This is a genomic window from Burkholderia pyrrocinia (assembly GCF_022809715.1).
In the GTDB taxonomy this organism is placed as follows: Bacteria; Pseudomonadota; Gammaproteobacteria; order Burkholderiales; family Burkholderiaceae; genus Burkholderia; species Burkholderia pyrrocinia_C.
Genome location: NZ_CP094459.1, coordinates 3592090 through 3618261, shown reverse-complemented (window position 1 = coordinate 3618261; position 26172 = coordinate 3592090). Strand labels below are relative to the sequence as shown.

Below are 26172 nucleotides of genomic sequence, written 5' to 3'. Positions count from 1 at the left end.
TGGCGTGCGGGCCGCGTGCGTGTCGGTCGGTGCTGGTCGTGCCGCGCCGTTACCCGTTCGATCCGGTTCGGTCGGCAATCAGTGATGTGCGTACGTGCCGCGATCGATCGTATGCGGCAGCGCCGGCTTGCCCGATTCCACGTTCGCCCGGCCACCGTTGCCGTAACTCGCATCGTCGCCGCGTGCCTGCGCGGCGCGCCGCATGATCGCCTGCATGTTCTCCGGAAAGTCGGGACTGCTCGCGAGGTTCGTCCGGTAGCCGGCGGCCTCCAGTTCAGCGAGTTCCTGGCGGACCTCCGCGCGCGTCAGCGTCGATGCGGCCTGCGCGTGGGTGGCGAAAGCCGCGCCGATCAGCAGGAATGCGCATGCCGCCTGTTTCATCGTCTTCATCGTGTTCACTCCGTGAGGTTCCGGTGCCGCGCCGTCGTCGGCGTGGGCGGAATCGATGCGGCCAGTCTAGGCTTCGGACGCCAAACGAAACATCCCGCTGGCCGGTAGTCTCCTTTGTCGCGCGCGCAACATTGCGCAGGTGATGACGTCGCGCACGCCGGTGGGCCGTTCGCGACAGGTTTCCTGTCGGGTGCGACAGCGGCCCGCCAACTGCCGGCCATCGTGCGGCGGATGTCCGTATCGGGTCGTTGCATTTCGGGCTTGTCCCCCTTGTACAAGCGCCGTACGCCTCCTAACCTCTTTTAAGCGACCGATCGGTTGGCCGTGCAACGTCGTTGCGTGCACAAGTGCCCGATCGTTGTCGCGACTGCAGAACGTCGCTTTGCACCGAATCCGGGGGCGCTGACGCGCCAACCCGGGTCGCCTTTGGAGACACGATGAACCCCACCGACGCCCTACCGCCCGGCATCGTCTTCGCGCAGCCGCTGACGCCGGTCGCCAACTCGCTGTTCCTGTCCTTCCTCGTCGCCGTGATCCCGATCGCGGTCGCGCTGATCGCGCTCGGCGTGCTGCGCCGCCCCGCGTGGCAGGCGTCGCTCGCCGGGCTCGTCACCGGCCTCGCGGTCGCGATCGGCGCGTGGGGCATGCCGGCCGGGCTCGCGTTCAACGCGGTCGGCGCGGGCATGGCGCTCGCGGTCGTGCCCGTGATGTGGATCGTCTTCAACGCGCTGCTGCTGTACAACATCGCGGTGAAATCGGGCCGCTTCGACCAGTTCCGGCAGTGGATGCTCGACAACCTGCCCGACGACCGCCGCCTCGTGTTGCTCGTCGTCGCGTTCTCGTTCGGCTGCCTGCTCGAAGGGATCTCCGGATTCGGCACGCCGGTCGCGATCACGAGCGCGCTGTTGATCGCACTCGGCTTCCCCGCGCTCGAAGCGCTCACCTATACGCTGCTGTTCAACACGGCACCGGTCGCGTTCGGCGCGCTCGGCGTGCCGATCACCGTGCTTGGCGCGGTCACGTCGCTGCCGCCCGCGACGCTCGCGCAGATGGTCGGCCGCCAGCTGCCGTTCTTCGCGCTGCTGCTGCCGTTCTATGTGGTCGGCGCGTATGGCGGGCTGCGTTCGATCAGGCAGCTGTGGCCTGCGCTGCTCGTGTCGGGCGCCAGCTTCGCGCTCGCGCAGTTCGTCACGTCGAACTTCCTCGGCTACCAGCTCACCGACGTGCTGTCGTCGCTCACGTCGCTGATCGTCACGATCGGCTTCCTGCAGCTGTGGAAGCCGCAGCCCGATCCGCAATACGCGCTCGCGCGCAGCGTGCCCGCGGCAGCCGGCGCCGCGCGCGCGGGCTTCGGCGGCTGGCTGCCGTGGCTCGTCGTGTCGGTGGTCGTGATCGTGTGGGTGCACGCGAACGTCGCGGCGATCGGCGACGTGAAGATCAAGTGGCCGGGCCTGCACAACGCGGTGTTCGTGTCGCTGTACCACAAGCCGTATGCGGCGATCTGGGATTTCCAGCCGCTCGGCACGGGCACCGCGATCCTGCTCTCGGCGATCGTCACGGCCGCGCTGACGCGCACCGGCGTCGGTGCGTTCCTCGAATGCGTGGTCAAGACCTGGCGGCAGACGTGGATCGCGATCGTCACGGTGATGATGATCGTCGGGCTCGCGTACCTGCTGAACTACTCGGGGATCAGCTACACGCTCGGCACCGGCGTCGCGTCGACGGGCGCGCTGTTCCCGCTGGTGTCAGCGTCGCTCGGCTGGATCGCCGTGTTCCTGTCCGGCAGCGACACGTCGGGCAATGCGCTGTTCGGCAACCTGCAGGTCGTCGCCGCGAGGCAGCTCGGCCTCGATCCGGTGCTGATGGCCGCGACCAACTCGTCGGGCGGCGTGATGGGCAAGATGATCTCGCCGCAGAACATCGCGACGGGCGTGTCGACGACGGACCTGAAGGGGCAGGAAGGTGTCGTGTTCGCGCGCACCTTCTGGCACAGCGTGATCCTCACGCTGCTGCTCGGCGTGCTCGTGTTCCTGCAGCAGCACGTGTTCACGTGGATGATTCCGGCGCTGCCGAAGTGACGCGTGGCCGGACGCGAGAAGGAAGGCACGAGGAAATAACGAGGGAAGGCGCGACGAAAGGCGCCAGAAAATGCGCGAAAGCGGCGAACGCGCGGCGACTCAGCGCGCGTTCGCCCGCCGCGTCGTGTCGCGCGGTGCGTGCTCCGCCGGCAGGATGCAGGCGAGGAACGCGTCGATCGCCGGGCTCTGGCGGCGCGCCTTCAGGTAGTACACGTATTCGTCGATCGTCGTGTCGATGCCGCGCAGCGCGATCACGCGCAGGTCCGGATGGCGCTCGGCCTCGCCGAGCGGAAACAGGCTGCCGCCCACGCCATGCAGGATCGCCTCGCGGATCGCTTCGCGGCTGCCGATCTCGGCGACCGACGCGGCCGCGACGCCGGCGGCCGCGAGGATCGTCTCCGTGCAGCGGCGCGTGACCGAGCCTTCCTCGCGCATCAGCAGCCGCACGTCGGCGAGCTGCACCGGGTCGATCGTGTCGAAACGCGCGAGCGGATGGTTGCGATGCACGACGAGCACGAGCGGATCGGTCGAGATCACCTTGCGTTCGAGGCCGTCGGCGTCGTTGGGCTGCGACGAGACCGCGAGATCGATGCGGAATTCCTGCAGCGCCTGCAGGATTTCCTCGGAGTTGCCGATCCGGCACGTGAGCGCGATCGACGGATGCGCGTTCGAGAAGCGGCCGACCGCATCCATGATGTAGTACGGGCCCGTCGCGCCGATCCGCAGGTGGCCTTCGAACAGGCCGCCGACGTTGCGCAGCATGATGTCGGCCTGCGCCTCGAGCGCGATCATCTTCTCGACGAGCGGCAGCAGCTCGATGCCCGTCTCGGTGACTTCGAGCTTGCGGCCGCTGCGGTAGAACAACTCGACGCCGTACACCTGCTCGACCTGCCGGATCTGCGCGGCAATCGTCGGCTGGCTCACGCCCAGGTGGCGCGCGGCGCGCGTGATGCTGCCCTGCCGGACGGTCGCGTGGAACGCCTTCAGCTGATCGAACACGACTCGGCTTCTCCCCCATCTTCATCGCGCGTCAGCGTAGCGCATGCGTGTGTCGGCTGCATGAAAGGCGCGTCGTATGCCGCTTCGAAAAAAAGCTGGGGGTCACCGCAAGAAACCTGCGGGAACCGGTCACGGCCGGGACATGCCGGTGCGGGGTAATAACGGCAACGCACCGACCGCCGGCCCCGCTCGCCCGGCGACCCCACTCCTACCGAAAACAGGGTCTTCTTCATGTCCTCGAACAATCGACGCGATTTCCTGCGCCTCGCCGCGCAGTCGGCCGGCGCGATGGCCGCCTACGCGGGCTTCCCGCCCGCGATCCGCAATGCGCTGGCGATGCCGGCCGCCTATCGCACCGGCACGATCCGCGACGTCGAACACGTCGTGATCTTCATGCAGGAAAACCGCTCGTTCGACCATTACTTCGGCGGCCTGCGCGGCGTGCGCGGCTTCAACGACCCGCGACCGCACCTGCTGCCGAGCGGCGCACCGGTGTGGCAGCAGCCGCCGGCGTCGGTATTCACGAAGAACTACCATTCGCGCGGCCTCGATCCGTCGGCGCCGTACGTGCTGCCGTTCTACCTCGACCCGAAGCAGACGACCGAATTCCAGCCGGGCACCAACCACGGCTGGAGCAGCGGCCACCTGTCCTGGAACAACGGCCAGTGGGACCAGTGGGTGAACCAGAAGCAGGACGTGCTGACGATGGGCTACCTGAAGCGCCAGGATCTCACGTACCACTACGCATTGGCCGACGCGTTCACGATCTGCGATTCGTACTTCTGCTCCGCGCACGCCGACACGGCGCCGAACCGCATCTACCTGTGGACCGGCACGGTCGACCCGCGCAACATCTACGGCAACCCGCCGAACGGCCCGGGCATCGGCGAGCGCGACGACGTGAACGGCTACACGTGGACGACCTACGCCGAGCGCCTCGAGAACGCGAAGATCAGCTGGAAGGTGTACCAGGGCGGCACGGGCATCCCGGGCGACCCGACCGACAACTACACCGACAACTCGCTGATGTTCTTCAAGCGCTTCCAGGTGAAGGAAGGCGCGAGCGGCCCGCTGGTCGACAAGGGTGCGTCGGACCACACGCTCGCCGAGCTGAAGGCCGACGTGCAGGCGAACCGGCTGCCGCAGGTGTCGTGGATCGTGTCGCCGTACAAGTACAGCGAGCACCCGCAGGCGTCGCCGACCGACGGCGCGTTCTACATCAACATGGTGCTCGAGGCGCTGACGTCGAATCCCGAGGTGTGGGCGAAGACGGTGTTCATCCTCAACTACGACGAGAACGACGGGCTGTTCGACCACGTCGTGCCGCCGGTGCCGCCGGTGACGAGCGGCGTGGGCGGCCAGGGCATCGTGTCGTCGAACCTGCTGTCGAACCTCGGCGACGAGCTGCTCGACCTGAACAAGTACCCGGGCGAGATGAGCCCGCTCGTGCCGGGTGCCGACCCGGGCGGCATCCAGCCGATCGGCCTCGGGCCGCGCGTGCCGCTGATCATCATCTCGCCGTGGACGAAGGGCGGCTGGGTCTGCTCGGAGACGTTCGACCATACATCGGTGCTGCGTTTCCTCGAAGCGCGCTTCGGCGTGAAGGAGCCGAACATCAGCGCGTGGCGCCGGTCGATCTGCGGCGACCTCACGTCGGCATTCGATTTCTCCGCGCGCCCCGACACGCGCACCGTGAGCTTCACGGTGCCGCAGCACATCGCGACGGCCGGCCACGCGTACCGGGTGCCCGCGCAGCAGTCGATGCCGGCGCAGGAGCCCGGCACGCGTCCCGCGCGTGCGCTGCCGTACGAGCTGTTCGTGCACAGCCGCGTGAGCGGGCACGACGACAGCGTGTCGCTCGACTTCGCGAACTCGGGCGACGCGGGCGCGGCGTTCTACGTGTACGACCGCCGCAACCCGGCGACGCCGCCGCGTCGTTATGCGGTGTCCGCGCACGACCGCTTCGTCGATACGTGGAGCACGTCGGCCGCGCACGGCGAGTACCATTTCGCCGCCTACGGCCCGAACGGTTATCTGTGCGAGTTCCAGGGCAACACGCGGCTGGCCGCGGACGGCCGCCACGCGAACCCCGAAGCGAAGATCGGCTACGACGTGCGCAACCGCCATGTGTACCTGCAACTGCGCAACAGCGGGCGCGCGACGTGCCGCGTGACGGTCGACAACGCGTACAGCCATGCGCATGCGCGCACCTACACGCTGGAGCCGGGCGAGCGCGTCGAAGATCACTTCGAGCTGTCGTCGAGCCACGGCTGGTACGATCTGACGATCACCGCGACGACGCTGCGCGGTGGCGACGACAAGGTCGTGCGCCGCTTCGCGGGCCACGTCGAAACGGGCCGGCCGAGCCACAGCGATCCGGGGCCGGTGAAGCACACGGCCTGACGGCCGGCACACGTCGCGCGGTTCGGGCAAGCTTCGCCCGCCGTGCGACGGCCGCCTGCCGGATGAACCCCGGCAGGTGGAACTGGTTTTTGGAAACTGAAGACTGTTGACAATGTGTCGGGCCGAGGGTATAGAAGGTCATTCGCCGATATGGCGCCCTCGTTTTCACCCGCAGCCCCGCTGCCTGTCCGACCATGACTGCCCCGAACACGCTCAGTGCCATCGAACTCCTGCAAAGCCAGTCGCTCGCGATGATCGTCCAGGACATGCTCGAGCGCGCGATCGTCTCCGGCGAATACGTACCCGGCGAGAAGCTCAACGAAGTCGAGATCGCGACGAAGCTGAACGTGTCGCGCGGCCCCGTGCGCGAAGCGTTCCGCGCGCTGGAGCAGGCCGGACTGCTGCGCAACGAGAAGAACCGCGGCGTGACCGTGCGCGTCGTGCCGCTGCGCGAGGCCGAGGAGATCTACGAAGTGCGCGCGATGCTCGACGAGTCGGTCGCGCGCGCGCTCGCGAAGCGCATCTCGCCCGACACGCTGAAAGTGCTGAAGGGCATTATCCAGTCGATGAAGGGCGCCGCGAAGTCGCACGACGTCACGCGCTATACCGAGCTGAACGTGCAGTTCCACGACGCGATGGTCGTCGGCGTCGGCAATACGCACCTGACCGACACCTACCGCCGGCTCGTGCGTCAGCTCGGGCTGCTGCGCCAGGCCGCGATCGAGGCCGAGGAAGATGCGATCGCGGTGTCGGCGGCCGAGCACGACAAGATCGTGCAGGCGCTCGCGAGCGGCGACGAGGAGAAGGCCGTCGCGCTGGTGCGCGAGCACGTCGCGCATGGCCTCGCGCGGATGCGCCGCACGCACGAGCAGGGGCTGCCGGCAGCGGGCAAGGCGGCGCGGGAGAAAACCGCGCGCGCTTGACGCAGCCGCAAGAGTCGCCGCATAAGAAGCAAAGGGACGCCTCGCAGCGTCCCTTTTTCATTGCGACGTTACCGTCGTCGCGTCGAACGCATCGTCACGCCTTGTCGGCCTTCCCGGCCGCGCTCGCGAACTTCGCGAGCCACGTATCGACGGCCGACGGCTGCCGGTTCTCGTCCTCCGCGCGCTCCTTGCGGCGGATCGCGTTGCGCACGACGTGCGCGCCGACATAGCGGATCGGCTCCGGCGGGAAATGGCCGAGCGGGCCGCGCACGATCGGGCTGCGCGTCCACGCGTTGTCGAGGCCGAGCACGAGCGACGACAGGATCTGCCCGCCCATGTAGGTCGGCCCGACGCCGTTGCCCGAATAGCCGAAACCGTAGAACACGTTCGGCGCGCCGTCGAAGCGGCCGAAGAACGGGAAGCCCGTCACCGAGCGGTCCGACGGGCCGTTCCAGCTCGCGGTGATCGGCACGCCCGCGAGCGACGGGAAGAATTCGCGCAGGCCTTGCGTGAGCTGCGCCTCGTACGGCGAGCGCCGGTCGAACACCGGCGCGATGCGGCTGCGCCACGAGAACGTGTTGCCGCCCTTGCCGAGCATCAGCCGCCCGTCGGCCGTCGTGCGGTAGTAGTAGACGAAGATCCGCGAATCGAGCACCGACACGCCGTCCACGAGCCCGGTCTTCTCGAGCAGCTCCGGGCATTTCTCGGTGATGACCATATCGCTCGACACGACCGCGATCGTGCGCTCGAACTGCGGGAAACGGCTCGCCATCCACGCGTTGATCGCGAACACGAGCTTGCCCGCCGTGACGCTGCCGGACGGCGTGCGCACGACGGCCGGCTGCCCGAGCGTGAAGTCGAGCATCGGCGTGCGTTCATGGATCCGGATGCCCATCGCGAGCGCGACGCGGCGCAGCCCGCGCACGAGCTTGCCGGGATGCACGGTCGCGGCGATCGGCGAGTAGACGCCGTCGAGATTGCGCGCGGAGCCCGAGCGGCGCGCGACTTCGGCGGGCGGCAGCGGCTCGTAGCTGTGGATGCCGCATGCGGCGAGCGCGGCGAGCACCGGCGCGAGCGTGCCGACCTGCGCGCGCGACGTCGCGGTGTACAGCGTGCCGTCGAGCCGCAATTCGGCGTCGATGTCGTGCGCGCGGCAGAAATCGGCGATGTGCCGGACGGCCGCTTCCGACGCCTTCACGAGCCGGATCGCCTCGGCTTCGCCGAACAGCCGCCGCAGCGTCAGGAATTTCGCGGACCACGTGAGCAGGCAGCCGCCGTTGCGGCCGCTCGCGCCGGCGCCACACAGGTCGGCTTCGAGGATCGCGATGTCGAGCGCCGGGTTCTGCTGCTTCGCCTGGATCGCGGTCCAGAGCCCGGTGAAGCCGCCGCCGACGATGCAGACGTCGGCCTGCGTTGCGCCCTGCAGCGTGGGGGCGAGATCGCCGTCGTTGAACAATGCTTGTTCGATCCAGAAGGGTCGCATCGAGTGGTTCTTCGTGCATGGAAGGAAAACATCGCCGCCGCGTGGCGGCGCGCGGTCGGTTGTATCGCGTCACGTCAGGCCACCGTCTCGGCCGACACACGGCTCACGCCCATCGCCCGCAGCGTGTCGGCGATCGCGATGACGGCGCCCGGAATGCCGGCCTCGTCAACGTCGCCGATGCAGCCGACGCGGAACGTCTCGACTTCGGTCAGCTTGCCCGCATACGGAATGTAGCCATGCTTTTTGACCTCCTGATAAAACCGTGTGAAGTCGTAGTTCGGTTCATCTTCAGCCCCCTTGACTGAGACGCCGCGGCACGCGGCGGATGAGTTGAGATCAGCCTCTTTTTCACTGCGCTGCTTTGCTTTCTGTTCTCTGCATGTTGTTGACAATCTACAAATCATCAACTTTAATGTCAAGCATCGAAAACGCCTCCCGTCGACGCGGCGCGGGCGCCGACGGCTCAATCCCGTCGAACTGAAAGGAGTGAACGTCATGACTGGAACGCCTGATTCCGTGGAAGTGAACGGCCGCCGCTACAACTGGATGAGCCGGCCCGTGGTGGTGGTCTGCGTCGATGGCTGCGCATCCGAATATCTGGAAGAAGCGGCCGAGGCCGGCGTCGCGCCGTTTCTGCGCACGCTGCTGAAGCCCGGCACGGCGCTCAAGGGCGAATGCGTGGTGCCGAGCTTCACGAACCCGAACAACCTGTCGATCGTTACCGGCGTGCCGCCCGCGATCCACGGGATCAGCGGCAACTACTTCTACGATCGCGACACCGGCGCCGAGGTGCTGATGAACGATCCGAAGTACCTGATCGCGCCCACCGTGCTGGCAACCTTCGCCGAACAGGGCGCGCGCGTCGCGGTCGTCACCGCGAAGGACAAGCTGCGCCGCCTGCTCGGCAAGGGGCTGAAGGGCATCTGCTTCTCGTCGGAAAAGGCCGACGAAGCGAGCCTCGAGGAAAACGGCATCGACAACGTGCTGGAGCTCGTCGGCAAGCCGGTGCCGAGCGTGTACAGCGCGGATCTGTCTGAATTCGTGTTCGCGGCCGGCGTGCGCCTGCTCGAGACGCGGCCGATCGACCTGATGTACCTGTCGACGACCGACTACGTGCAGCACAAGTGCGCACCCGGCACGCCCGGCGCGAACGCGTTCTACGCAATGATGGACAAGTACCTGCGGCGCCTCGACGCGCTCGGCGCGATCGTCGCGATCACGGCCGACCACGGGATGAATGCGAAGCACGACGCCACCACCGGCGAGCCGAACGTGATCTACCTGCAGGAGCTGTTCGACGAATGGCTCGGCCACGACGCGGCGCGCGTGATCCTGCCGATCACCGATCCATACGTCGTGCACCACGGCGCGCTCGGCTCGTTCGCGACCGTCTACGTGCCGGCGTCGGCCGATGTCGATGCGCTGCGCGCGCGTCTTGCGGCGGTGGATGGCATCGAGATCGTGCTGACGGGCGCCGAGGGTTGCGCGCGCTTCGAACTGCCGCCCGAGCGGATGGGCGACCTGATCGTGATCTCGAAGCAGGACGTCGTGCTCGGCACGCGCCGCATCAGGCACGACCTGTCGGGGCTCGACGTGCCGCTGCGCTCGCACGGCGGGATCTCCGAGCAGATCGTGCCGCTGATCTTCAGCAGGCCGGTCGCCGCCGACGTCACGGGCCGCGCGCGGCTGCGCAACTTCGACATCATCGACATCGCGCTCAACCATCTGCAGTGATGCGCACGCATCCGCAAGGGAACACACTCATGAACGTCATTGCAGCCTCGACGGCCGTCCGCGAGATTCGTCGCGAAGCACTGCGAATCGACGGCGAACGGATTCATCGGGACGCGGTGATCGACGTGCGCAACCCGTACGACGGCTCGCTGGTCGGCACCGTGCCGAAGGCGACGCTGGAAGACGTGCGGCGCGCATTCGCGGTCGCGCGCGCGTACCGGCCGACGCTCACGCGTCACGAGCGTGCGGCGATCCTGCGCCGCGCAGCCGACATCGTGCGCTCGCGCACCGCCGGGATCGCGGCGCTGATCACGGCCGAGGCCGGGTTGTGCATCAAGGATTCGATGTACGAAGCGGGTCGCGTGGCCGACGTGCTGACGTTCGGCGCCGGTGAAGTGCTGAAGGACGACGGGCAGATCTTCTCGTGCGATCTGACGCCGCACGGCAAGAAGCGCCGCGTATACACGCAGCGCGATCCGCTGCTCGGCGTGATTTCCGCGATCACGCCGTTCAACCACCCGATGAACCAGGTCGCGCACAAGATCGTGCCGTCGGTCGCGACCAACAACCGGATCGTCGTCAAGCCGTCGGAGAAGGTGCCGCTGTCGTGCTACCTGTTCGCCGACATCCTGTACGAAGCCGGTCTGCCGCCGCAGATGCTGCAGGTGCTCACCGGCGACCCGACGGAGATCGCGGACGAACTGATCACGAACCCGGCGATCGATCTGATCACGTTCACCGGCGGCGTATCGATCGGCAAGTCGATCGCCGCGCGGATGGGTTACCGGCGCGCGGTGCTCGAACTCGGCGGCAACGATCCGATCATCGTGATGGAAGACGCCGATCTCGACGAAGCGAGCACGCTCGCGGTGTCGGGCTCGTACAAGAACTCGGGGCAGCGCTGCACGGCGATCAAGCGGATGCTCGTGCACGAAGCGGTGGCCGATCGATTCACGGAGCTCGTTGTCGAGAAGACGCGCGCGTGGTCGTACGGGAATCCGTCGGATCCGTCGGTCGACATGGGCACCGTGATCGACGAAGCGGCCGCGAAGTTCTGCGAGCAGCAGGTGAACGACGCGATCGCGCGCGGTGCGCGGCTGCTGGTCGGCAACGTGCGCGACGGCGCGCTGTATTCGCCGACGGTGATCGATCGCGTGACGCCCGACATGCCGCTGGTGAAGCATGAAACCTTCGGCCCCGTGTCGCCGATCATGCGCTTTCGCGACATCGACGAAGCGATCCGGATGTCGAACAGCACCGACTATGCGCTGTCGTCGTCGGTGTGCACGAACCGCTTCGACAACATCACGCGCTTCGTCACCGAGCTGGAAGTCGGCAGCGTGAACGTGCGCGAGGTGCCGGGCTACCGGCTCGAGCTGACGCCGTTCGGCGGCGTGAAGGATTCGGGGCTCGGCTACAAGGAAGGTGTGCAGGAAGCGATGAAGAGCTTCACGAATACGAAGACGTATTCGCTGCCGTGGTGAGCGGCGCGTGATGCGGACGCGCCGGCTCGAAGGCCGGCGCGCGAAATTTCCCTCGACGGGATGCGGCCGCGACGGCCGTCAGGCGATGCTCAATCGCCCTCGTCGTGGTGGTGATGACGCCAGCCGCGATGCCAGCCGTTGTCATGCCGGTAGTAGCGGTAACGGTAGTCGCCGTAGTACGGGCCGTAATAGACGGGTGCCGGCTCGTACACGACGGGCGGCGGCGGCGCGTAGTAGACAGGCGGCGCTTCGATCACGGGCCCCGGCACGCCGAAATACACGCCGATGTCGGCACGCGCGAATGCGCTTGCCGACAGGCAGGCGGCCGCGATACCGAGGGCGCTGGACAACAGGATGCGTTTCATTTGCCGTTCCCTCCGTTCGCGGGCGGCAAGGCCCGCGAGCAATCGGTTCACCTGTCTTCATGGTATGTAGTGCGTGCCGAATGGGTGATACCGCGTTGTCGTTTCTGTAACCACCGGTAACGAATCGTCGGACGATTGCCGCGCCGTATCGCGACGGATTTCGTCTGCGGAATGCGTGGCTGGCCGGCGCGTTATTCGACGCGCTCATATCGTTAGCGGATTTGCGTTTTTGCCGGGCATCGGCGCGTCGGTAGAATTCGCGGACCTCTCGCGCGGCCGCTCGGGCCGGCGGGTTACTCCCTTCCATCGTTCGGGGTCCGCACCATGAAATTCATCCGCTCCATTCTGCTCGTCGCGCTGCTGCAGGCCGTCGCGGCCACGAGCGCATTCGCCGCCGACGATCTCGCGCAGATCAAGTCGTCCGGCGTGTTCCGGGTCGGCACCGAAGGCACGTACGCGCCGTTCACGTACCACGACGAAACGGGCAAGCTGACGGGCTTCGATGTCGACATCGCCACCGCGATCGCGCAGCGCCTCGGCGTGAAGCCGCAATTCGTCGAAGGAAAGTGGGACGGGCTGATCGCGGGCCTCGACGTGAACCGCTACGACGCGGTCGTCAACGAAGTGTCGATCACCGACGCGCGCAAGGCGAAATACGCTTTCTCGTCGCCGTACATCACGTCGCACGCGGTGCTGATCGTGCGCACGGACAACACGACGATCCGCTCGTTCGACGACCTGAAGGGCAAGAAATCCGCGAACACGCTGACGAGCAATTTCGGCAAGCTCGCGGCGTCTCACGGCGCGGACGTGGTGCCCGTGCAGGGCTTCAACGAATCGATCGACCTGCTGACGTCCGGGCGCGTCGACGCGACGATCAACGATTCGCTGTCGTACCTCGATTTCCGCAAGCACAAGCCCGACGCGAAACTGAAGATTGCCGCGACCGACACGACCGGCGCCGGCGACGCGTCGGGCGTGCTGCTGCGCAAGGGCAGCCCCGACCTGGTGGCCGCGATCGACAAGGCGCTCGCGGACATCAAGTCGGACGGCACCTACGCGAAGATCTCGCAGAAGTACTTCGGCCGCGACGTGTCGCAGCCGTGACGCGAGGCTGAACGATGCCGCCCTGGCTGCACCTGATGGCGGAATCGCTGCGGCCCCTGCTTTACGCGGGGCTCGTGTTCACGGTTCCGCTCACGCTCGCGTCGTTCGCGATCGGCCTGCTGCTCGCGTTCGGCGCGGCGCTCGCGCGGCTGTTCGGGCCGCGCTGGGCACAGGCCGTCGTGCGCTTTTATATCTGGCTGTTTCGCGGCTCGCCGTTGCTCGTGCAACTGTTCGTGATCTTCTACGGGCTGCCGAGCGTCGGCATCGTGCTCGATCCGCTGACCGCCGCCGTGATCGGCTTCTCGCTGAATGTCGGCGCGTACAACGCCGAGGTGATCCGCGGCGTGATCGAATCGATCCCGAAGGGGCAGTGGGAGGCCGCGTACTCGATGGCGATGACGCGCGCGCAGGCGCTGCGCCGCGCGATTCTGCCGCAGGCCGCGCGCGTCGCGCTGCCCGCGCTGTCGAATTCGTTCATCTCGCTCGTGAAGGACACGTCGCTCGCGGCCGTGCTGACGGTGCCCGAGATCTTCCAGGCCGCGCAGCGCATCGCGGCCGTGACCTACGAGCCGCTGATCCTCTATACCGAAGCCGCGCTGATCTACCTGCTGTTCAGTTCGGTGCTCTCCACGCTGCAACGTCGCCTCGAAATCCGTTTCGGCCGTCATGCGTTGTTCCAGGCGGAGTTGCGATGATTCGTCTCGAACGCATCGACAAGTCGTTCGGCGCGCACCGCGTGCTGAGCGCGATCGACCTCGCATTGCAGCCGGGCAGCGTGACCGCGCTGATCGGGCCGTCCGGCAGCGGCAAGAGCACGCTGCTGCGCTGCGTGAACCTGCTCGAAGTGCCCGAGGCGGGCACGCTCACGGTGGGCGACGCGCGCGTCGACTTTGCACCGGCGCGCCGGCCGTCGCGCGACGCCGTGTTCGCGGTGCGCCGGCAGACCGGCATGGTATTCCAGAACTTCCAGTTGTTTCCGCACCTGAGCGTCGTGCAGAACGTGATGGAAGGGCTCGTGACCGTGCAGCGCTGGCCGCGCGAGCGTGCGCGCGAACGGGCACTCGCGCTGCTCGACAAGGTCGGCATCGCGGACAAGGCCGACGCATGGCCCGCGACGCTGTCGGGCGGCCAGCAGCAGCGCGTCGCCATCGCACGCGCACTCGCGCCGTCGCCGCAGGTGCTGCTGTGCGACGAGCCGACGTCGGCGCTCGATCCCGAGCTGTCCATCGAGGTGGTCGAGGTGCTGCGCCAGCTCGCACGCGAAGGCACGACGATGCTGATGGCCACGCACGACCTGCGCCTGGCCGCGTCGATCGCGCACGATGCGGTGTTTCTGGCCGATGGCCGCATCGTCGAAGCCGGTGCATCGCGCGACCTGTTTAGCCAGCCGCGCGATCCGCGCACCGCGAAGTTCATCGCGACGCTCGCGCAAGGCGTGCCGGCATTCTGACGCGATACGCGATTCCTGTGGTGCTCAGCCCGGCGCTTGCCCGTCGAGCACCGCTGCGACGATCGCCTCCGGCGCATCTTCCTGCACGAGATGGCCCGCGCACGGCACCCGGATCAATTCGCCGTTCGCGATGCGATCGGCGAGCGCCTGTCCCTGTTCGAGCGGAATCCACGCATCGTCCTCGCCCCACACGATGCGCACCGGAAAGTCCGGTGGTGCATAGCGAGCCTCCGCTTCCTCGATGTAGCGCTGGCGCATCTGCGCGATCTGGCGATAGAACGCGGATTGTCCGGCCGGCGTGAGCCACGGCGAACGGTAGATCGACAGCGCATCGTCGCTCAGCGGCCGTGCCACGGCATTGCCGATGTAGGCCGATACGAGCGCGTGATGCGCATACGCCGGCAATCCGGTAAACGCGGCCTCATGCTGCGCGACGTGGCGCACGAACGGTGAGCCCTGCGGCGCGATCGCGACCGGGTTCACGAGCGTGAGGTCCGCATACGCGATGCCGTCGAGGAAGTGCGCGCGCAGCACGGTCGCACCGCCGTAGTCATGTGCGAGCACACGCGGGCGCGCAATTTTCCATTCATCCAGCATCGCGCCGAACAGTACGTTCTGACGGCCGAGCGACACATCCGCGTCCGGCATGTCGGACTGGCCATAGCCGAGCAGGTCGTAGAAGTACACGCGATGACGCCGCGCGAGCCACGGCGCGATCCGGCGCCACACCTGCGATGAAAACGGCGTGCCATGAACGAGCACGAGCGGCGGGCCTTCGCCGAACGTTCCCCATGCAATCCGGTGGCCTTCGAACATGAAGCGGTTGGCGAGTTCGAGCATCGGCATCTCCGTGATAACCTGTTTTTGCTGTAAACAGGTTACTCCGGATTGCCCGGACATGAAACCGATAGGTGCAAATAAATGGTTACTCGATACGAGTCTGCGCGACACGCGCACGAATGGGGCGCGGCCGATTTCGTCGGCGGCCATCCGGCGCTCGACTTCCTGAACACGGTGGCCGATACGGGCAAGACGCGCGACGAGGACAAGCTCGTCGACTGGCCGGCCGTGCGCGCGTGGGCCGAGCAAGCGGGATTGCTGGCGCCGGCCGATCTGGCGCGGCTTCTGCGTCATGTGCGGCAGGACGGCCCGGACGAGCTGGTGGCGCTGCATTGCTTTCGCGAGGATGCCTACGCCGCGATCGTGCACCTGACGGCGGGAGGCGGCGGCAGCGCCGGTGCGCGTGCGACGGACCGGCTCGCCGTGGCGATCCGCGAAGCGATCGGGCGCAGTGCGTTCGATGCGGTCGACGGCCGGTTCGCGTGGCGGCCCGACGCGCGCGCCGCGTCGCGCTGGGTCGATGCGGCCGCGCTCGGTTTCGAGCATCTGCTGCGCAGCGACGATTTCGCGCGCGTGCGGCAGTGCGGCCGTTGTACGTGGTTCTTCGTCGATCGCGGCCGCGGCGTCGGGCGGCGCTGGTGCGACATGCGCACGTGCGGGAATCGCGCGAAGGTGGAGGCGTTCAGGGAACGATGAAGCGCGCGCCGTTACGGTTGCCGCGCCGCGCGCGGCCGGCGCGCGAGCGTCATTGAGCGGCTTCGTGCGGCCGATGGTCCGGCCATAGCGTCGCGGCGACGAACAGCCCGGCCGCGAGGAACGGCGCGCCGATCGCGAACAGGATGGCCGTGAGGCCCCAGCGATCCCAGAAGAGGTCGACGACCGCGCGCTCGGGGGTGACGGGGTCGTACAGCACGTTGACCGCTTCGCCTTCGCGCAGGCCCGGATGCGACGACGCCGCGCCCAGGGCGAACGTGATCTGGCGCCCGCTGTCGGTCGTGAACGCGACGATTGCCGAATACAGCGATGTGCGCGGTCGGGGCGACCGCGCGTTTTTCGCGATCTCGACGACATGGCCGGTCGAGTGCGCATAGTCGCGGACGATCTGCCACTGACGCAGACCGGCAGCGCCGGCGCCGGCGAGGAAGCCCGTGCCGATCGCGATCGGAATCAGCACGATCGCGATATCCCAGCGGCGCCGCGCCTGCTTGCGTGCGGCGGGGGCCGGCGGCGGGTCGGATGGCCGGCGGCGGCGGCGCTCGGCGGCGATCAGCAGGCCGCCGATCGCAAACGACGCGATGGCGAGCAGCGTCGGCACCGCAACCGGAAACCAGCGTTGCGCGAAATCGTCGATCAGCGCGGGGCGGTTGGGGTGGACCGGATCGAGCAAGACGTCGACGTTCTCGCCGATGTCGTACGCGGGGACGGTCGACGCGGTATTGCCGGCGATTTCGCGGCGCTGGCCGTCGTTCGCGAGGTAGGCGACGATCGGCCGGTATGCGCGCATCGCGTCGCTGTCCTGCACGATGCGCACGACCGTGCCTGGCGCGCGGACCAGATGAGCGGTCGCGCGGCCGCTCGTGGCCGCGAGTACGGCTGCGAGCACGAGCAGCACGACGCCGAGCGCCAGCGCGGCGAGTGCGTCCTTACCGGGCATGACCGAATCCGGCTGGTGTGTCGCGCGGCGGATTCGGGTGCGATCGGGTGAATGGCGTGTCCCGACGGACAGGCCGATATCGGCGCAACCAGGCCCTCTGAATGGTCGCGTCTCGTTCACATGCTTCCATGTATGACGTCCCATGTTCTCTCTGTGCCGGCGGGCAAACGACAGTACCTGCGCCGGTCGTGTGATATTTGTCGGACGATTCTAGCGGAAACGGTGCGGAAGGGGCGTGCGGATGTGTGCTGCTGGAGGGAGCGCGCCACGAACGTGGCGTGCGGAAATGAAAAAGGCCGGTCAGCTTTCGCTGACCGGCCTTTTGAAATCCTGGTGGGGCGTGAGTGACTCGAACACTCGACCTACGGATTAAGAGTCCGCTGCTCTACCAACTGAGCTAACGCCCCCAACAGAAGAAAGATTATGCACGTGTTTCAGGGGCATGGCAAGCCCTTTGTGCAAATTTCTCGAAAATATTTCGTCACGCCAACGGCGGCTGCCGACGCGGTGACGAGCGGTCGCAGTTTGCGCGCTCCCGGTATGATGACGCCACACGTGTTGCGCGGCGGTCGCGCAACGTTTTCTGGACATTCGAAGATGGACGAAAACGCAGTCCGCGAATTGCTGGATCGCCTGCTGGCCCCGTGGGTCCGCTCGCTCGGTCTGGTCCCCGTGTCGATCGGCGACGACAGCGTCACGATGCGCCTGCCGTTTTCCGGCGAATTCCGCCATTCGGGTGGCGTGATCTGCGGCCAGGTTTTCACGGCGGCCGCCGACACCGCGATGGTCGTCGCGATCTCGGCCGCGCTCGGCGAGTTCCGGCCGATGACCACCGTGTCGCTGAACACGAACTTCATGCGCCCCGTGCGCAAGGGCGACGTGCACGTCACCGCGCGCGTGCTGCGGATGGGCCGCAACCTCGTGTTCGGCGAAGTCGAGCTGTTCGACGAGGACGGCAAGATGGCCGTCCACGCGACGTCGACCTACGCACTCGTCAGCTGAGCGGCGCGATGTTCGACCAGATCGTCTTTGCGGGTGGCGGCAATCGCTGCTGGTGGCAGGCCGGCTTCTGGGACGTCGTGCAGCCGGCCCTCGGGCTGCGCCCGCGTGTGATCACCGGCATCTCGGCCGGTGCGGCGACCGCGTGCATGCTGTATACGCGCGACGCCGCGTGGGTGATGCGCTATTACGAAGAGGCGCTGCGCCACAACCGGAAGAACGCGTACTGGGGCAACCTGTTCGGGCGCGAGCCCGTGTTTCCGCATTACCGCATCTACCGTCAGGCATTGCTCGACATCTACGGCGAGCCGTTCGCGAAGCTTGCCGAGGCGCCGGAGATCCGCATCGGCGTATCGCACGTGCCGCGCTGGCTCGGTGCGCGCAGTGCGGTCGCTGCCGGCCTCGTCGCGTACAACATCGAGAAATATGTGCGCAAGACGCTGCACCCGACACTCGGGCGCACGCTCGGCTTTCGGCCCGAGTTCGTGCGCGCGCAGGCCTGCACGCAAGTCGACGAACTTGCCGACCTGATCCTGCAGTCGTCCTGCACGCCGCCGTTCACGCCGGTGCTGCGCCGCGGCGGCCGGCCCGTGCTCGACGGCGGGATGGTCGACAACGTGCCGGTCGACGCGCTCGACCCGTCGCCGGGCGACGTGCTGGTGCTCGTCACGCGGCTGTATCCGCGCCCGCAGATGTTCACGGTCGCACACGGCGAGCAGCGGCGGCTGTACGTACAGCCGTCGAGCAAGGTGCCGATTTCGAGCTGGGATTACACGAGCCCGTCGCAGATGCGGCATGCGTACGACCTCGGGCGGCGCGACGGCGAGCATTTCCTCACGCGCGTCGGTGCGATGACGGGCGGCCGCGTGGCCGCCTGATGGCGGGGAATGGAGCAGCGGGGCCGCGCGGCGTGCGCAGCCCGCGCGATCAGCGCTTGCGGATCGGCGTCAGCGCTTCCGGATTGGCGACGCTCGACATGTCGCCGTCGTCGAACGCGAGGATGTTCCTGAATGCCGCGCTGAAATAGAGCTCGTAGCTCTCGCGCTCGACATAGCCGATGTGCGGCGTGCAGATCACGTTCTCCATCCGCAGCAGGCTGTAGCCCTGCAGGATCGGCTCGCTCTCGAACACGTCGATTGCGACCATCCCCGGACGGTTGTGCGACAGTGCGTTGACGAGTGCGTTTTCCTCGAGCAGCTCCGCGCGGCTCGTGTTGACGAGCAGCGACGTCGGCTTCATCCGCATCAGGTCTTCCTGCTTGACGATGCCGCGCGTGTCGTCGTGCATGCGCAGGTGCAGCGACAGCACGTCGCTCTGCTCGAACAGCGCCTCGCGGCTTTCGGCGGCCGTGTAGCCGTCGGCGCGCGCGGCTTCGAGCGAATGCTCGCGGCCCCAGATCAGCACGTTCATCCCGAACGCCTTGCCGTAGCCGGCGACGAGCCGGCCGATCTTGCCGTAGCCCCAGATGCCGAGGGTCTGGCCGCGCAGCACCTGGCCGAGGCCGAAGTTCGGCGGCAGCGCCGACGTCTTCAGGCCCGACTGCTGCCATGCACCCTGCTTCAGGTTCGCGACGTACTGCGGAATCCGGCGCTGGGCGGCCATCACGAGCGCCCAGGTCAGCTCGGCGGGCGCGACCGGCGAACCCGTGCCTTCGAGCACCGCGATGCCGCGGTCGGTACACGCTTCGAGGTCGATATGGCTCGAGACGCGACCGGTCTGGCTGATCATGCGCAGGTTCGGCAGCTTGGCGAGCAGTTGCGACGAAATCGGGGTCCGTTCACGAATCAGCACGAGCGCCTCGACTTCCGCCAGACGGCTCGCGAGCTGTCCCAGGCCGCGCACCGTATTGTTGAAGACCTTCACGTCGTGGCCGGCAAGCATCTCGAAGCAGTTCAGCTTGCGGACGGCGTCCTGGTAGTCGTCGAGGATGGCAATTTTCATGGTGAACGGTGTCGCGCGTTGAAATCGGCAGTGGCGGTGGCGCACGTCGCGCACCCGTCCCGCCCGGCCGGGGCCGACATGATGCTACGTCGGCCGCCTTCGTGGGGTCTTTTTAACAGGTTGTTACGCTCCGCGGCAATTGGCGGCAGCCTCACCTAGCGCCGCTCGCGTGCGGTGCGCAAGGGTGCGCTGCTGTGTCGCATCAAATACGTCTTTCCTGATTCGGCCGCTTACTCGACGAGGTTCACCCAATTGTTGTTCCAATCAGAATAATTGGATCAACCATCCGCAAATGGCGAGGATTTTTGACTATTTTTATCGTCAACCGGTGCCTTGTTGAGCAACTCTGCATCATTTCCGCTGTCGTAGGAGAATTACGCATTTGCTTCATCTTTTTGAAGTTGTAACAGCGGCAGGAGTCGTTTATGGATCATTTGCAGTCGATGCGTGTGTTCGTCAAGGTTGCAGATCTCGGCAGTTTTGCGCGGGCCGCGAGTGCAATGGATATTTCCAACGCGGTTGCGACGCGTCACGTCGCCGATCTGGAAGGCCGGCTCGGCACGCGTTTGTTGAACCGCACCACACGCAGCCTTTCCCTGACGGAGTCGGGCCAGGTCTATCTGGAGCGTGCTCGCCAGATCCTCGATGAGCTCGAGGACGTCGAGCAGATGGTCGTTGCGCGCAATCACGAGCCGGTCGGCACGCTGCGCATCGTCGCGCCGGTCGTGTTCGGCCTGCATAACCTCGCGCCCGTGTTGCAGACGTACACGGAGAATTTCCCGAAAGTGGTGCCGGATCTCACGCTGGTCGACCGGCAGGTCGATCTCGTCGAGGAAGGCTTCGACGTCGGCATCGTCGTCACGCGCCAGATGCGCAGCGCGAGCATCGTCACACGGCGGCTGACCACGGGCTGCATGACCGTGTGCGCGACGCCGAGCTATCTGGAGAAGCACGGCGTGCCGACTCACCCGGAGCAGCTCGTCGCGCACCCGAGCCTGAGCCTGCCGGCCGAATACTGGGGCGACGAGCGCGTGTTCACGGGGCCGGACGGCGAAGTGCGCGTGCGCCCGACCAACGTGATCGTCGCGAACAACACCGCGATGCTGCGCCAGTTCGCGCTGCTCGGGATGGGCGTCGCGATCCTGCCGAGCTACCTGATCGGCAGCGACATCGCGCGCGGCGCGCTGGTGCGGCTGCTGCCGGATTTCCGGCTGCCGCAGGTCGAAATCAACATCGCCTACCCGAGCCGGCGCCATTTGCCCGCGAAGGTGCGCACGTTCATCGACCACCTCGTCGAGTATTTCAGCCACTCGACCGATGCGACGATCGGCGAGCAGTGGGCCGCGCAGGGTGCGACGCTCGCGCCGATCGGCGTCGAGACGCGTGCCGAGCAGCCCGAATCGGCCGACCCGAACCTGTCGCCGCGCCTGCCGCGTTCGACACGCACGCGCGTCGCGGTGCCGTCGCCGCTGTAACGGCGCGACGGCCGGGCGGCGGTTGCCGCCGGCACAAAGAAAAAACGCGGATCGAGCGATCGATCCGCGTTTTTTTTCGGCTGCCTGCCGGCGCCCGGTACGCCGGGGGGAAGCCCCGGCGGCCCGGCTGTTACGAGCCGGTCTTGCGCGCCGTCGTCTTGCGGGCGGCAGTCTTGGTCGCTGCGGTCTTGGCAGCGGTCTTGCGGGCCGGTGCCGGTTTCTCTTCGGCGCCTTCCGTTACGGTTTCGGCATCCTTCGTCGCCGATTTCGCCGTCTTCTTCGCGGCAGCGGCCTTCGGTTCCTTCTTCTCGAACTCGAAGCCGATCTTGCCGTCCGGTTGCTTCACGAGGAACGCCTTGAAGTTGCGGCCCGTGCGCGACGACTTGAAGTTCGGCAGCAGATCCGTGCGGCCGTCGGCGAGCAGTTTGCCCATCTGCTCGCGCGTGATTTCCTGCTGCAGGATCACCTTGCCCGAGCGGAAGTCGCAGGTCTTCGGGTTCGCAACCGAGTGCTCGCACACGTAGCTCATCCCGTGCTCGAACACGCGGCCCTTGCACTTCGGGCACGCGCCGACCGGCTCCTGCGCGGAGAAGTCGGGCGCTTCGCCTTCCTCGCCGCCCTGGTCCTGGCCGAAATCGAACTCGAGCTTGTAGTTCTTCGTCTCGTCGTCGAAGGACAGCTTGAGGATCGCCGAGAACGGGCGGCCCATCTTGCTGCGGAACCCGGACAGCGGGCCGATTTCCTTCTTCTGCAGCAGCTCCTCGACTTCGGGAATCTCGAACTGCCGGCTGCCCGGGATCTTCGAGATCGAGAACTCGCACTTCGTGCACGCGAAGCGGCGGTAGTTTTCCTTCACCTGGCCGCCGCAGTTCGGGCACGGCGTCTCGAGCGTCGCGTAGTCGCCGGGAATCGTGTCGGAATCGTATTCCTTCGCGCGCTTGACGATCTGCTGCGTCATGCGGGCGATTTCCTGCATGAACGCGTCGCGCCCGAGGTTGCCGCGCTCCATCTGCGACAGCTTGTATTCCCATTCGCCGGTGAGCTCCGGCGCGGTCAGTTCCTTCACGCCGAGCCCGCGCAACAGCGTCATCAGCTGGAATGCCTTCGCGGTCGGGATCAGCTCGCGGCCTTCGCGCAACAGGTATTTCTCGCCGAGCAGGCCTTCGATGATCGCCGCGCGCGTGGCCGGCGTGCCGAGGCCCTTCGCGGCCATCGCCTCGCGCAGTTCGTCGTCCTCGACGAGCTTGCCCGCGCCTTCCATCGCCGACAGCAGCGTCGCTTCCGAGTAGCGTGCGGGCGGCTTCGTCACGAGCGCGACGGCGGCGATTTCGTCCGTCTTCACCTTCTCGTCCTTCTGCACCGGCACGAGGTTCGCATCCGCGCCTTCGGCGTCGCGGCCGTAGACCTGCAGCCAGCCCGGCTCGACGAGCACCTTGCCCTCGGTCTTGAAGTGATGGCCGGCGACTTCGGTGATCCGCGTCGTGACGCGGAATTCGGCCGCCGGGAAGAACACGGCGAGGAAGCGCTTCACGACCAGGTCGTACAGCTTCTGCTCCGGCTCGGACAGCGACTTCGGCGCCTGCAGCGTCGGGATGATTGCAAAGTGGTCGCTGATCTTCGAGTTGTCGAAGATCCGCTTGTTCGGCTTCACCCAGCCCTTGTCGAGCACCTGCTTCGCATGCGGCAGGTAGTTGTTGCTCTCCTTGAGCATCTCGAGCGTGGACTCGACCGTCGAAAGGTAGTCTTCCGGCAGCGCGCGCGCGTCGGTACGCGGGTAGGTCAGCACCTTGTGCTTTTCATACAGCGCCTGCGCGAGGCCGAGCGTGTTCTTCGCGGAGAAGCCGAAGCGGCCGTTCGCCTCGCGCTGCAGGCTCGTCAGGTCGAACAGCAGCGGCGATAGCTGTGTCGACGGCTTCGATTCCTCGGAGACCGTGCCGACCTTGTCGCGACATGCGGCGACGATCGTTTCGGCAGCCGGCAGGCTCCACAGGCGGGAGTCGCGCTTTTCCGGGTCGAATTCGTCGCGCTTGAATTTCGGGTCGTACCACTTGCCTTCGTAGAAACCGCCCGCGCACGCGAATGCGGCCTTCACTTCCCAGTAGTCGCGCGGGATGAAGCGGCGGATTTTCTCTTCGCGTTCGACGACGATCGACAGCGTTGGCGTCTGAACGCGGCCGACTGTCGTCAGGAAGAAGCCGCCGCCCTTGCTGTTGAACGCGGTCATCGCGCGGGTGCCGTTGATCCCGACGAGCCAGTCGGCTTCCGAGCGGCAGCGTGCGGCGTCGGCGAGCGGCTGCATGTCCGTGTCGCTGCGCAGGTTCGCGAAACCGTCGCGGATCGCCTGCGGCGTCATCGATTGCAGCCACAGGCGCTGGACCGGCTGCTTCGCCTTCGCGTGCTGCGCGATCAGGCGAAAAATCAGTTCGCCCTCGCGCCCCGCGTCACATGCGTTGATCAGGCGGTCGACGTCCTTGCGCTTCATCAGCTTGGTGAGCACCTTGAGGCGCGACTCGCTTTTTGCGATCGGGTTCAGGTCGAAATGCGGGGGGATGACGGGCAGATGCGCGAAGCTCCATTTCCCGCGCTTGACCTCGTACTCTTCCGGAGCGGCGATTTCGAGCAAGTGGCCGACAGCGGACGAAAGGACGAATTCGTCGCTCTCGTAGTATTCGTCATGCTTGGTAAAGCCGCCCAAAGCGCGTGCGATGTCGTTCGCGACAGAAGGCTTTTCCGCAATGATCAGTGCTTTGGACATGACAGGTGTGTGATGGTAGACCGGGGTCGCCGGTTGTGGGTCCCTTTAACGACCGCTTTATAGCACACGCCGAAGCGACGGCGGCTCGGCGTGTAAAAAGCGGCCCATCATAGAGGGGGGCTGCAACGGCGGCAAGCGCCCGGCGCGGCGGGGCGCGCAAACGCGCGAAAAACCGCCGGGCGGGCGCGCGAATTCAGGCTTCGACGTTCAGGACGTTGCGCAATTTCGGTGCGTGCGGCGCACCGGGTACCGCGCTCAGGTCGGACAGCATTCGTTCGACGATCGCCGCGTGCGGCAGCACCGTGCCGAAGAAGCGTGCGGTGTTGGCGTCCTCGATCAGGATCGTCGGGAAGTTCTCGACGTCGAGATCGTCGAGGCGGTCGGCATGCGTTTCGATGTCGATCCAGGCGAAGCAGGCGTCGGGATGCGCGTCGGCGAGCTGGTCGAAGGCCGTCCGGTAGTCGCGGCACGTGCCGCACCACTGGGCGCACAGGCAGGCGACGAGCAACGTGCCGGGATCGGCGAGGCGCTCGGCGATCCGATCCGCATCGGTGTCGAGATTCAGCGCGGGCATGGATTTCCTTGAATATCGTCGGCGGCGCGGCCGCCCCTATTCGGGGAAATGTAGCACGCCGCGCGCAGGCGGGGTGGGGGCCGCGTCAAGCCGCACGAAGCGTCCGCCGGGGAGGCTCGCGACGCGACCGGCCAGTTCGAGCGCGAGCAGCGCGCGGTGCAGCACGTCGTCGGACAGGCCGCTGTGTTCGGCGAGCCATTCGTATGTGACGGGGCCGTATCCCAGTGCGGCGAGCACGGCCTGCTCGGACGGGGTGTAGGGCGACGGAGGCGGTGATGCTTCGATTCGGGCTGGCGCGGCGGCCGGAACGGAAGGGGGCGCTTCCATGATGCCGGCGCAGGCGCGCTGGCCGGAAGCTTCGGTTTCTCGAACCTCGTCGGGATTCGCGCGCCGAATTCCGGGGCACGCCGCATCGGTCGTCGGTTCGCCCAGCCCGTATTCCTCGAGAATGTCGAGCGGCGCCGCCGTGAGCTTCGCGCCGTCGCGGATCAGCGCGTGGCAGCCCTGCGCGAGCGGGGCGTGGATCGAGCCCGGCATCGCGAACACATCGCGCCCCAGTTCGTTCGCGAGCCGCGCGGTGATCAGCGAGCCGGAGCGCGGGGCGGCTTCGACGACGAGCGCGCCGATCGCGAGCGCCGCGATCAGCCGGTTGCGCTGCGGGAAATGCGCTGCGCGTGCCGGTGTGCCGAGCGGCCATTCCGACAGGATCGCACCGTGCGCGGCGATCTCGTGGGCGAGTGCGCGGTGCCGCGCCGGATAGACGAGATCGGCGCCCGTCGCGATCACCGCGACCGTGCCCGACCGGCCGTCGAGCCCGCCGCGATGCGCGGCGCCGTCGATCCCGAGCGCGAGGCCCGACACGATCGGGAGCCCCGCGTCGGACAACTCGCGTGCGAAGCGCGTCGCGTCGGCGAGCCCCTGCGGCGTCGCGTGGCGGCTGCCGACCACGGCGACGCTGCGTGCGTGCAGCAGGTCGAGCCGGCCCTTTACATATAGCAGCGGCGGCGGGTCGTGCAGGTCGCGCAGCCGCGGCGGGTAGGCCGGATCGTTGAGCGTGACGAGCGCGTTGCCCGGCGCATCGAGCCAAGCCAGCGCGGCGTCGGTGCGCGCATCGAGATCGTCGCGTTCACTTGCGCGCACGGCCTGCGCGGCGGCGGGGCTGCTCACGGCGGCAATGGCCTGGTCGGATGCGCGCAGCAGCGCCGCCGGCGAGCCGAACGCGTCGAGCAGCGCCTGCAGTACGGCGGGTGCGAGGCCGGGCGCGTGCCCGAGCTGCAGCCACGCGCGCAACGCGGAGGTGGTCAGCGCTTGAGGCGACATGAGGCTGCCCTCGAACGCGACGGCCAGCGGACCGCGTGGCGCCATGATAAAATTTTCATCATCCGAAATACTCGACAGGGCCGTGCGCGCAGGCGCCCGGCCAATTGCAGGAGGCGCGATCCGCGGCATTGATACGCCGCGCATCCGCCTCATCTTCATTGCATCGCGGCGGCGGCGCCAGCCGGCCGGATGGCCGAT

General features: G+C 67.1%; 22 protein-coding genes, 1 tRNA gene and 1 pseudogene. 12 read left to right on the top strand and 12 right to left on the bottom strand.

Annotated features, from left to right (window positions below):
* Positions 1 to 78: 78 nt before the first annotated feature.
* The gene (locus MRS60_RS16765) at positions 79 to 390 is read right to left on the bottom strand and encodes a DUF4148 domain-containing protein (RefSeq protein ID WP_243565021.1); all 312 of its coding nucleotides are present in this window, start codon (positions 388 to 390) and stop codon (positions 79 to 81) included.
* Between the two features lie 437 nt (positions 391 to 827).
* Between MRS60_RS16765 and MRS60_RS16760 the strand changes: the two genes are divergently transcribed.
* On the top strand, positions 828 to 2468 hold the full coding sequence (locus tag MRS60_RS16760) for an L-lactate permease (RefSeq protein ID WP_243565020.1): 1641 nt from the start codon (positions 828 to 830) through the stop codon (positions 2466 to 2468).
* Between the two features lie 99 nt (positions 2469 to 2567).
* Here the strand turns inward: MRS60_RS16760 and MRS60_RS16755 are convergent, their stop codons facing one another.
* Entirely contained in the window at positions 2568 to 3467 is a 900-nt protein-coding gene (locus MRS60_RS16755; protein WP_243565019.1) for a LysR family transcriptional regulator, read from the bottom strand.
* A gap of 231 nt (positions 3468 to 3698) precedes the next feature.
* On the opposite strand from MRS60_RS16755, the gene MRS60_RS16750 reads away from it, so the two are divergent.
* Positions 3699 to 5870 carry a phosphocholine-specific phospholipase C gene (locus MRS60_RS16750; protein WP_243565018.1) on the top strand — a complete coding sequence of 724 codons (2172 nt, stop codon included), beginning with the start codon at positions 3699 to 3701 and terminating at the stop codon, positions 5868 to 5870.
* A gap of 194 nt (positions 5871 to 6064) precedes the next feature.
* Positions 6065 to 6793, top strand: coding sequence for a phosphonate utilization associated transcriptional regulator (locus tag MRS60_RS16745; RefSeq protein ID WP_105389490.1), 729 nt, complete (start codon positions 6065 to 6067; stop codon positions 6791 to 6793).
* Positions 6794 to 6887: 94 nt separating this feature from the next.
* Here MRS60_RS16745 and MRS60_RS16740 read toward each other — a convergent pair whose 3' ends face one another.
* Both MRS60_RS16740 and MRS60_RS16735 read right to left on the bottom strand, forming a co-directional pair.
* Positions 6888 to 8276, bottom strand: a complete 1389-nt coding sequence (locus tag MRS60_RS16740; protein WP_243565017.1) for an FAD-dependent oxidoreductase — start codon at positions 8274 to 8276, stop codon at positions 6888 to 6890.
* A 74-nt stretch (positions 8277 to 8350) separates the two neighbouring features.
* Positions 8351 to 8569 (bottom strand): annotated as a pseudogene (locus tag MRS60_RS16735) (2-aminoethylphosphonate--pyruvate transaminase); the annotation flags it as partial.
* Between the two features lie 202 nt (positions 8570 to 8771).
* Between MRS60_RS16735 and phnA the strand changes: the two are divergent.
* Together phnA and phnY are read left to right on the top strand one after the other, a co-directional pair.
* On the top strand, positions 8772 to 10010 hold the full coding sequence (gene phnA / locus MRS60_RS16730) for a phosphonoacetate hydrolase (RefSeq protein ID WP_243565016.1): 1239 nt from the start codon (positions 8772 to 8774) through the stop codon (positions 10008 to 10010).
* A gap of 29 nt (positions 10011 to 10039) precedes the next feature.
* Complete coding sequence (gene phnY / locus MRS60_RS16725; RefSeq protein WP_243565015.1) at positions 10040 to 11494, top strand: phosphonoacetaldehyde dehydrogenase; 1455 nt, start codon at positions 10040 to 10042, stop codon at positions 11492 to 11494.
* An 89-nt stretch (positions 11495 to 11583) separates the two neighbouring features.
* Here the strand turns inward: phnY and MRS60_RS16720 are convergent, their stop codons facing one another.
* Positions 11584 to 11859 carry a hypothetical protein gene (locus MRS60_RS16720; protein ID WP_034179383.1) on the bottom strand — a complete coding sequence of 92 codons (276 nt, stop codon included), beginning with the start codon at positions 11857 to 11859 and terminating at the stop codon, positions 11584 to 11586.
* 324 nt (positions 11860 to 12183) lie between these two features.
* Here MRS60_RS16720 and MRS60_RS16715 point away from each other — a divergent pair, with 324 nt between their 5' ends.
* The 3 genes from MRS60_RS16715 to MRS60_RS16705 are packed head-to-tail and all read left to right on the top strand — an operon-like array spanning position 12184 to position 14416.
* Positions 12184 to 12966, top strand: a complete 783-nt coding sequence (locus MRS60_RS16715; protein WP_105389493.1) for an amino acid ABC transporter substrate-binding protein — start codon at positions 12184 to 12186, stop codon at positions 12964 to 12966.
* 14 nt (positions 12967 to 12980) lie between these two features.
* Positions 12981 to 13661, top strand: a complete 681-nt coding sequence (locus tag MRS60_RS16710; protein WP_034179381.1) for an amino acid ABC transporter permease — start codon at positions 12981 to 12983, stop codon at positions 13659 to 13661.
* Positions 13658 to 14416, top strand: a complete 759-nt coding sequence (locus tag MRS60_RS16705; protein WP_034179380.1) for an amino acid ABC transporter ATP-binding protein — start codon at positions 13658 to 13660, stop codon at positions 14414 to 14416. The genes MRS60_RS16710 and MRS60_RS16705 overlap by 4 nt, the downstream gene beginning before the upstream one ends.
* Positions 14417 to 14440: 24 nt before the next feature.
* Here the strand turns inward: MRS60_RS16705 and MRS60_RS16700 are convergent, their stop codons facing one another.
* Complete coding sequence (locus tag MRS60_RS16700) at positions 14441 to 15256, bottom strand: alpha/beta fold hydrolase (protein WP_243565014.1); 816 nt, start codon at positions 15254 to 15256, stop codon at positions 14441 to 14443.
* An 81-nt stretch (positions 15257 to 15337) separates the two neighbouring features.
* Here MRS60_RS16700 and MRS60_RS16695 point away from each other — a divergent pair, with 81 nt between their 5' ends.
* Complete coding sequence (locus MRS60_RS16695) at positions 15338 to 15952, top strand: CGNR zinc finger domain-containing protein (protein ID WP_243565013.1); 615 nt, start codon at positions 15338 to 15340, stop codon at positions 15950 to 15952.
* Between the two features lie 49 nt (positions 15953 to 16001).
* On the opposite strand, the gene MRS60_RS16690 is transcribed toward MRS60_RS16695, so the two are convergent.
* Positions 16002 to 17054, bottom strand: a complete 1053-nt coding sequence (locus tag MRS60_RS16690) for a DUF3592 domain-containing protein (protein WP_243565012.1) — start codon at positions 17052 to 17054, stop codon at positions 16002 to 16004.
* A 187-nt stretch (positions 17055 to 17241) separates the two neighbouring features.
* Positions 17242 to 17317, bottom strand: a tRNA-Lys gene (locus MRS60_RS16685).
* 190 nt (positions 17318 to 17507) lie between these two features.
* Between MRS60_RS16685 and MRS60_RS16680 the strand changes: the two genes are divergently transcribed.
* A complete protein-coding gene (locus MRS60_RS16680; RefSeq protein WP_034179365.1) occupies positions 17508 to 17912 on the top strand; it encodes a PaaI family thioesterase in 405 nt (134 codons plus the stop codon).
* 8 nt (positions 17913 to 17920) lie between these two features.
* Positions 17921 to 18787: a patatin-like phospholipase family protein gene (locus MRS60_RS16675; RefSeq protein WP_034179364.1), complete on the top strand. Its 867-nt coding sequence runs from the start codon at positions 17921 to 17923 to the stop codon at positions 18785 to 18787.
* Positions 18788 to 18836: 49 nt separating this feature from the next.
* On the opposite strand, the gene MRS60_RS16670 is transcribed toward MRS60_RS16675, so the two are convergent.
* Positions 18837 to 19850, bottom strand: coding sequence for a D-2-hydroxyacid dehydrogenase family protein (locus MRS60_RS16670; RefSeq protein WP_034179363.1), 1014 nt, complete (start codon positions 19848 to 19850; stop codon positions 18837 to 18839).
* 425 nt (positions 19851 to 20275) lie between these two features.
* Between MRS60_RS16670 and MRS60_RS16665 the strand changes: the two genes are divergently transcribed.
* On the top strand, positions 20276 to 21325 hold the full coding sequence (locus tag MRS60_RS16665; RefSeq protein ID WP_034179362.1) for a LysR family transcriptional regulator: 1050 nt from the start codon (positions 20276 to 20278) through the stop codon (positions 21323 to 21325).
* 130 nt (positions 21326 to 21455) lie between these two features.
* Here MRS60_RS16665 and MRS60_RS16660 read toward each other — a convergent pair whose 3' ends face one another.
* The 3 genes from MRS60_RS16660 to dprA all read right to left on the bottom strand — a co-directional run bounded on the left by MRS60_RS16660 (position 21456) and on the right by dprA (position 26133).
* Positions 21456 to 24080, bottom strand: coding sequence for a DNA topoisomerase III (locus tag MRS60_RS16660; protein WP_217591033.1), 2625 nt, complete (start codon positions 24078 to 24080; stop codon positions 21456 to 21458).
* A gap of 193 nt (positions 24081 to 24273) precedes the next feature.
* Positions 24274 to 24654 (bottom strand): thioredoxin family protein, encoded by a 381-nt coding sequence (locus tag MRS60_RS16655; RefSeq protein WP_034179360.1) that lies wholly within the window; start codon positions 24652 to 24654, stop codon positions 24274 to 24276.
* A gap of 36 nt (positions 24655 to 24690) precedes the next feature.
* Positions 24691 to 26133, bottom strand: coding sequence for a DNA-processing protein DprA (gene dprA, locus MRS60_RS16650; protein ID WP_432207826.1), 1443 nt, complete (start codon positions 26131 to 26133; stop codon positions 24691 to 24693).
* Positions 26134 to 26172: the final 39 nt, after the last annotated feature.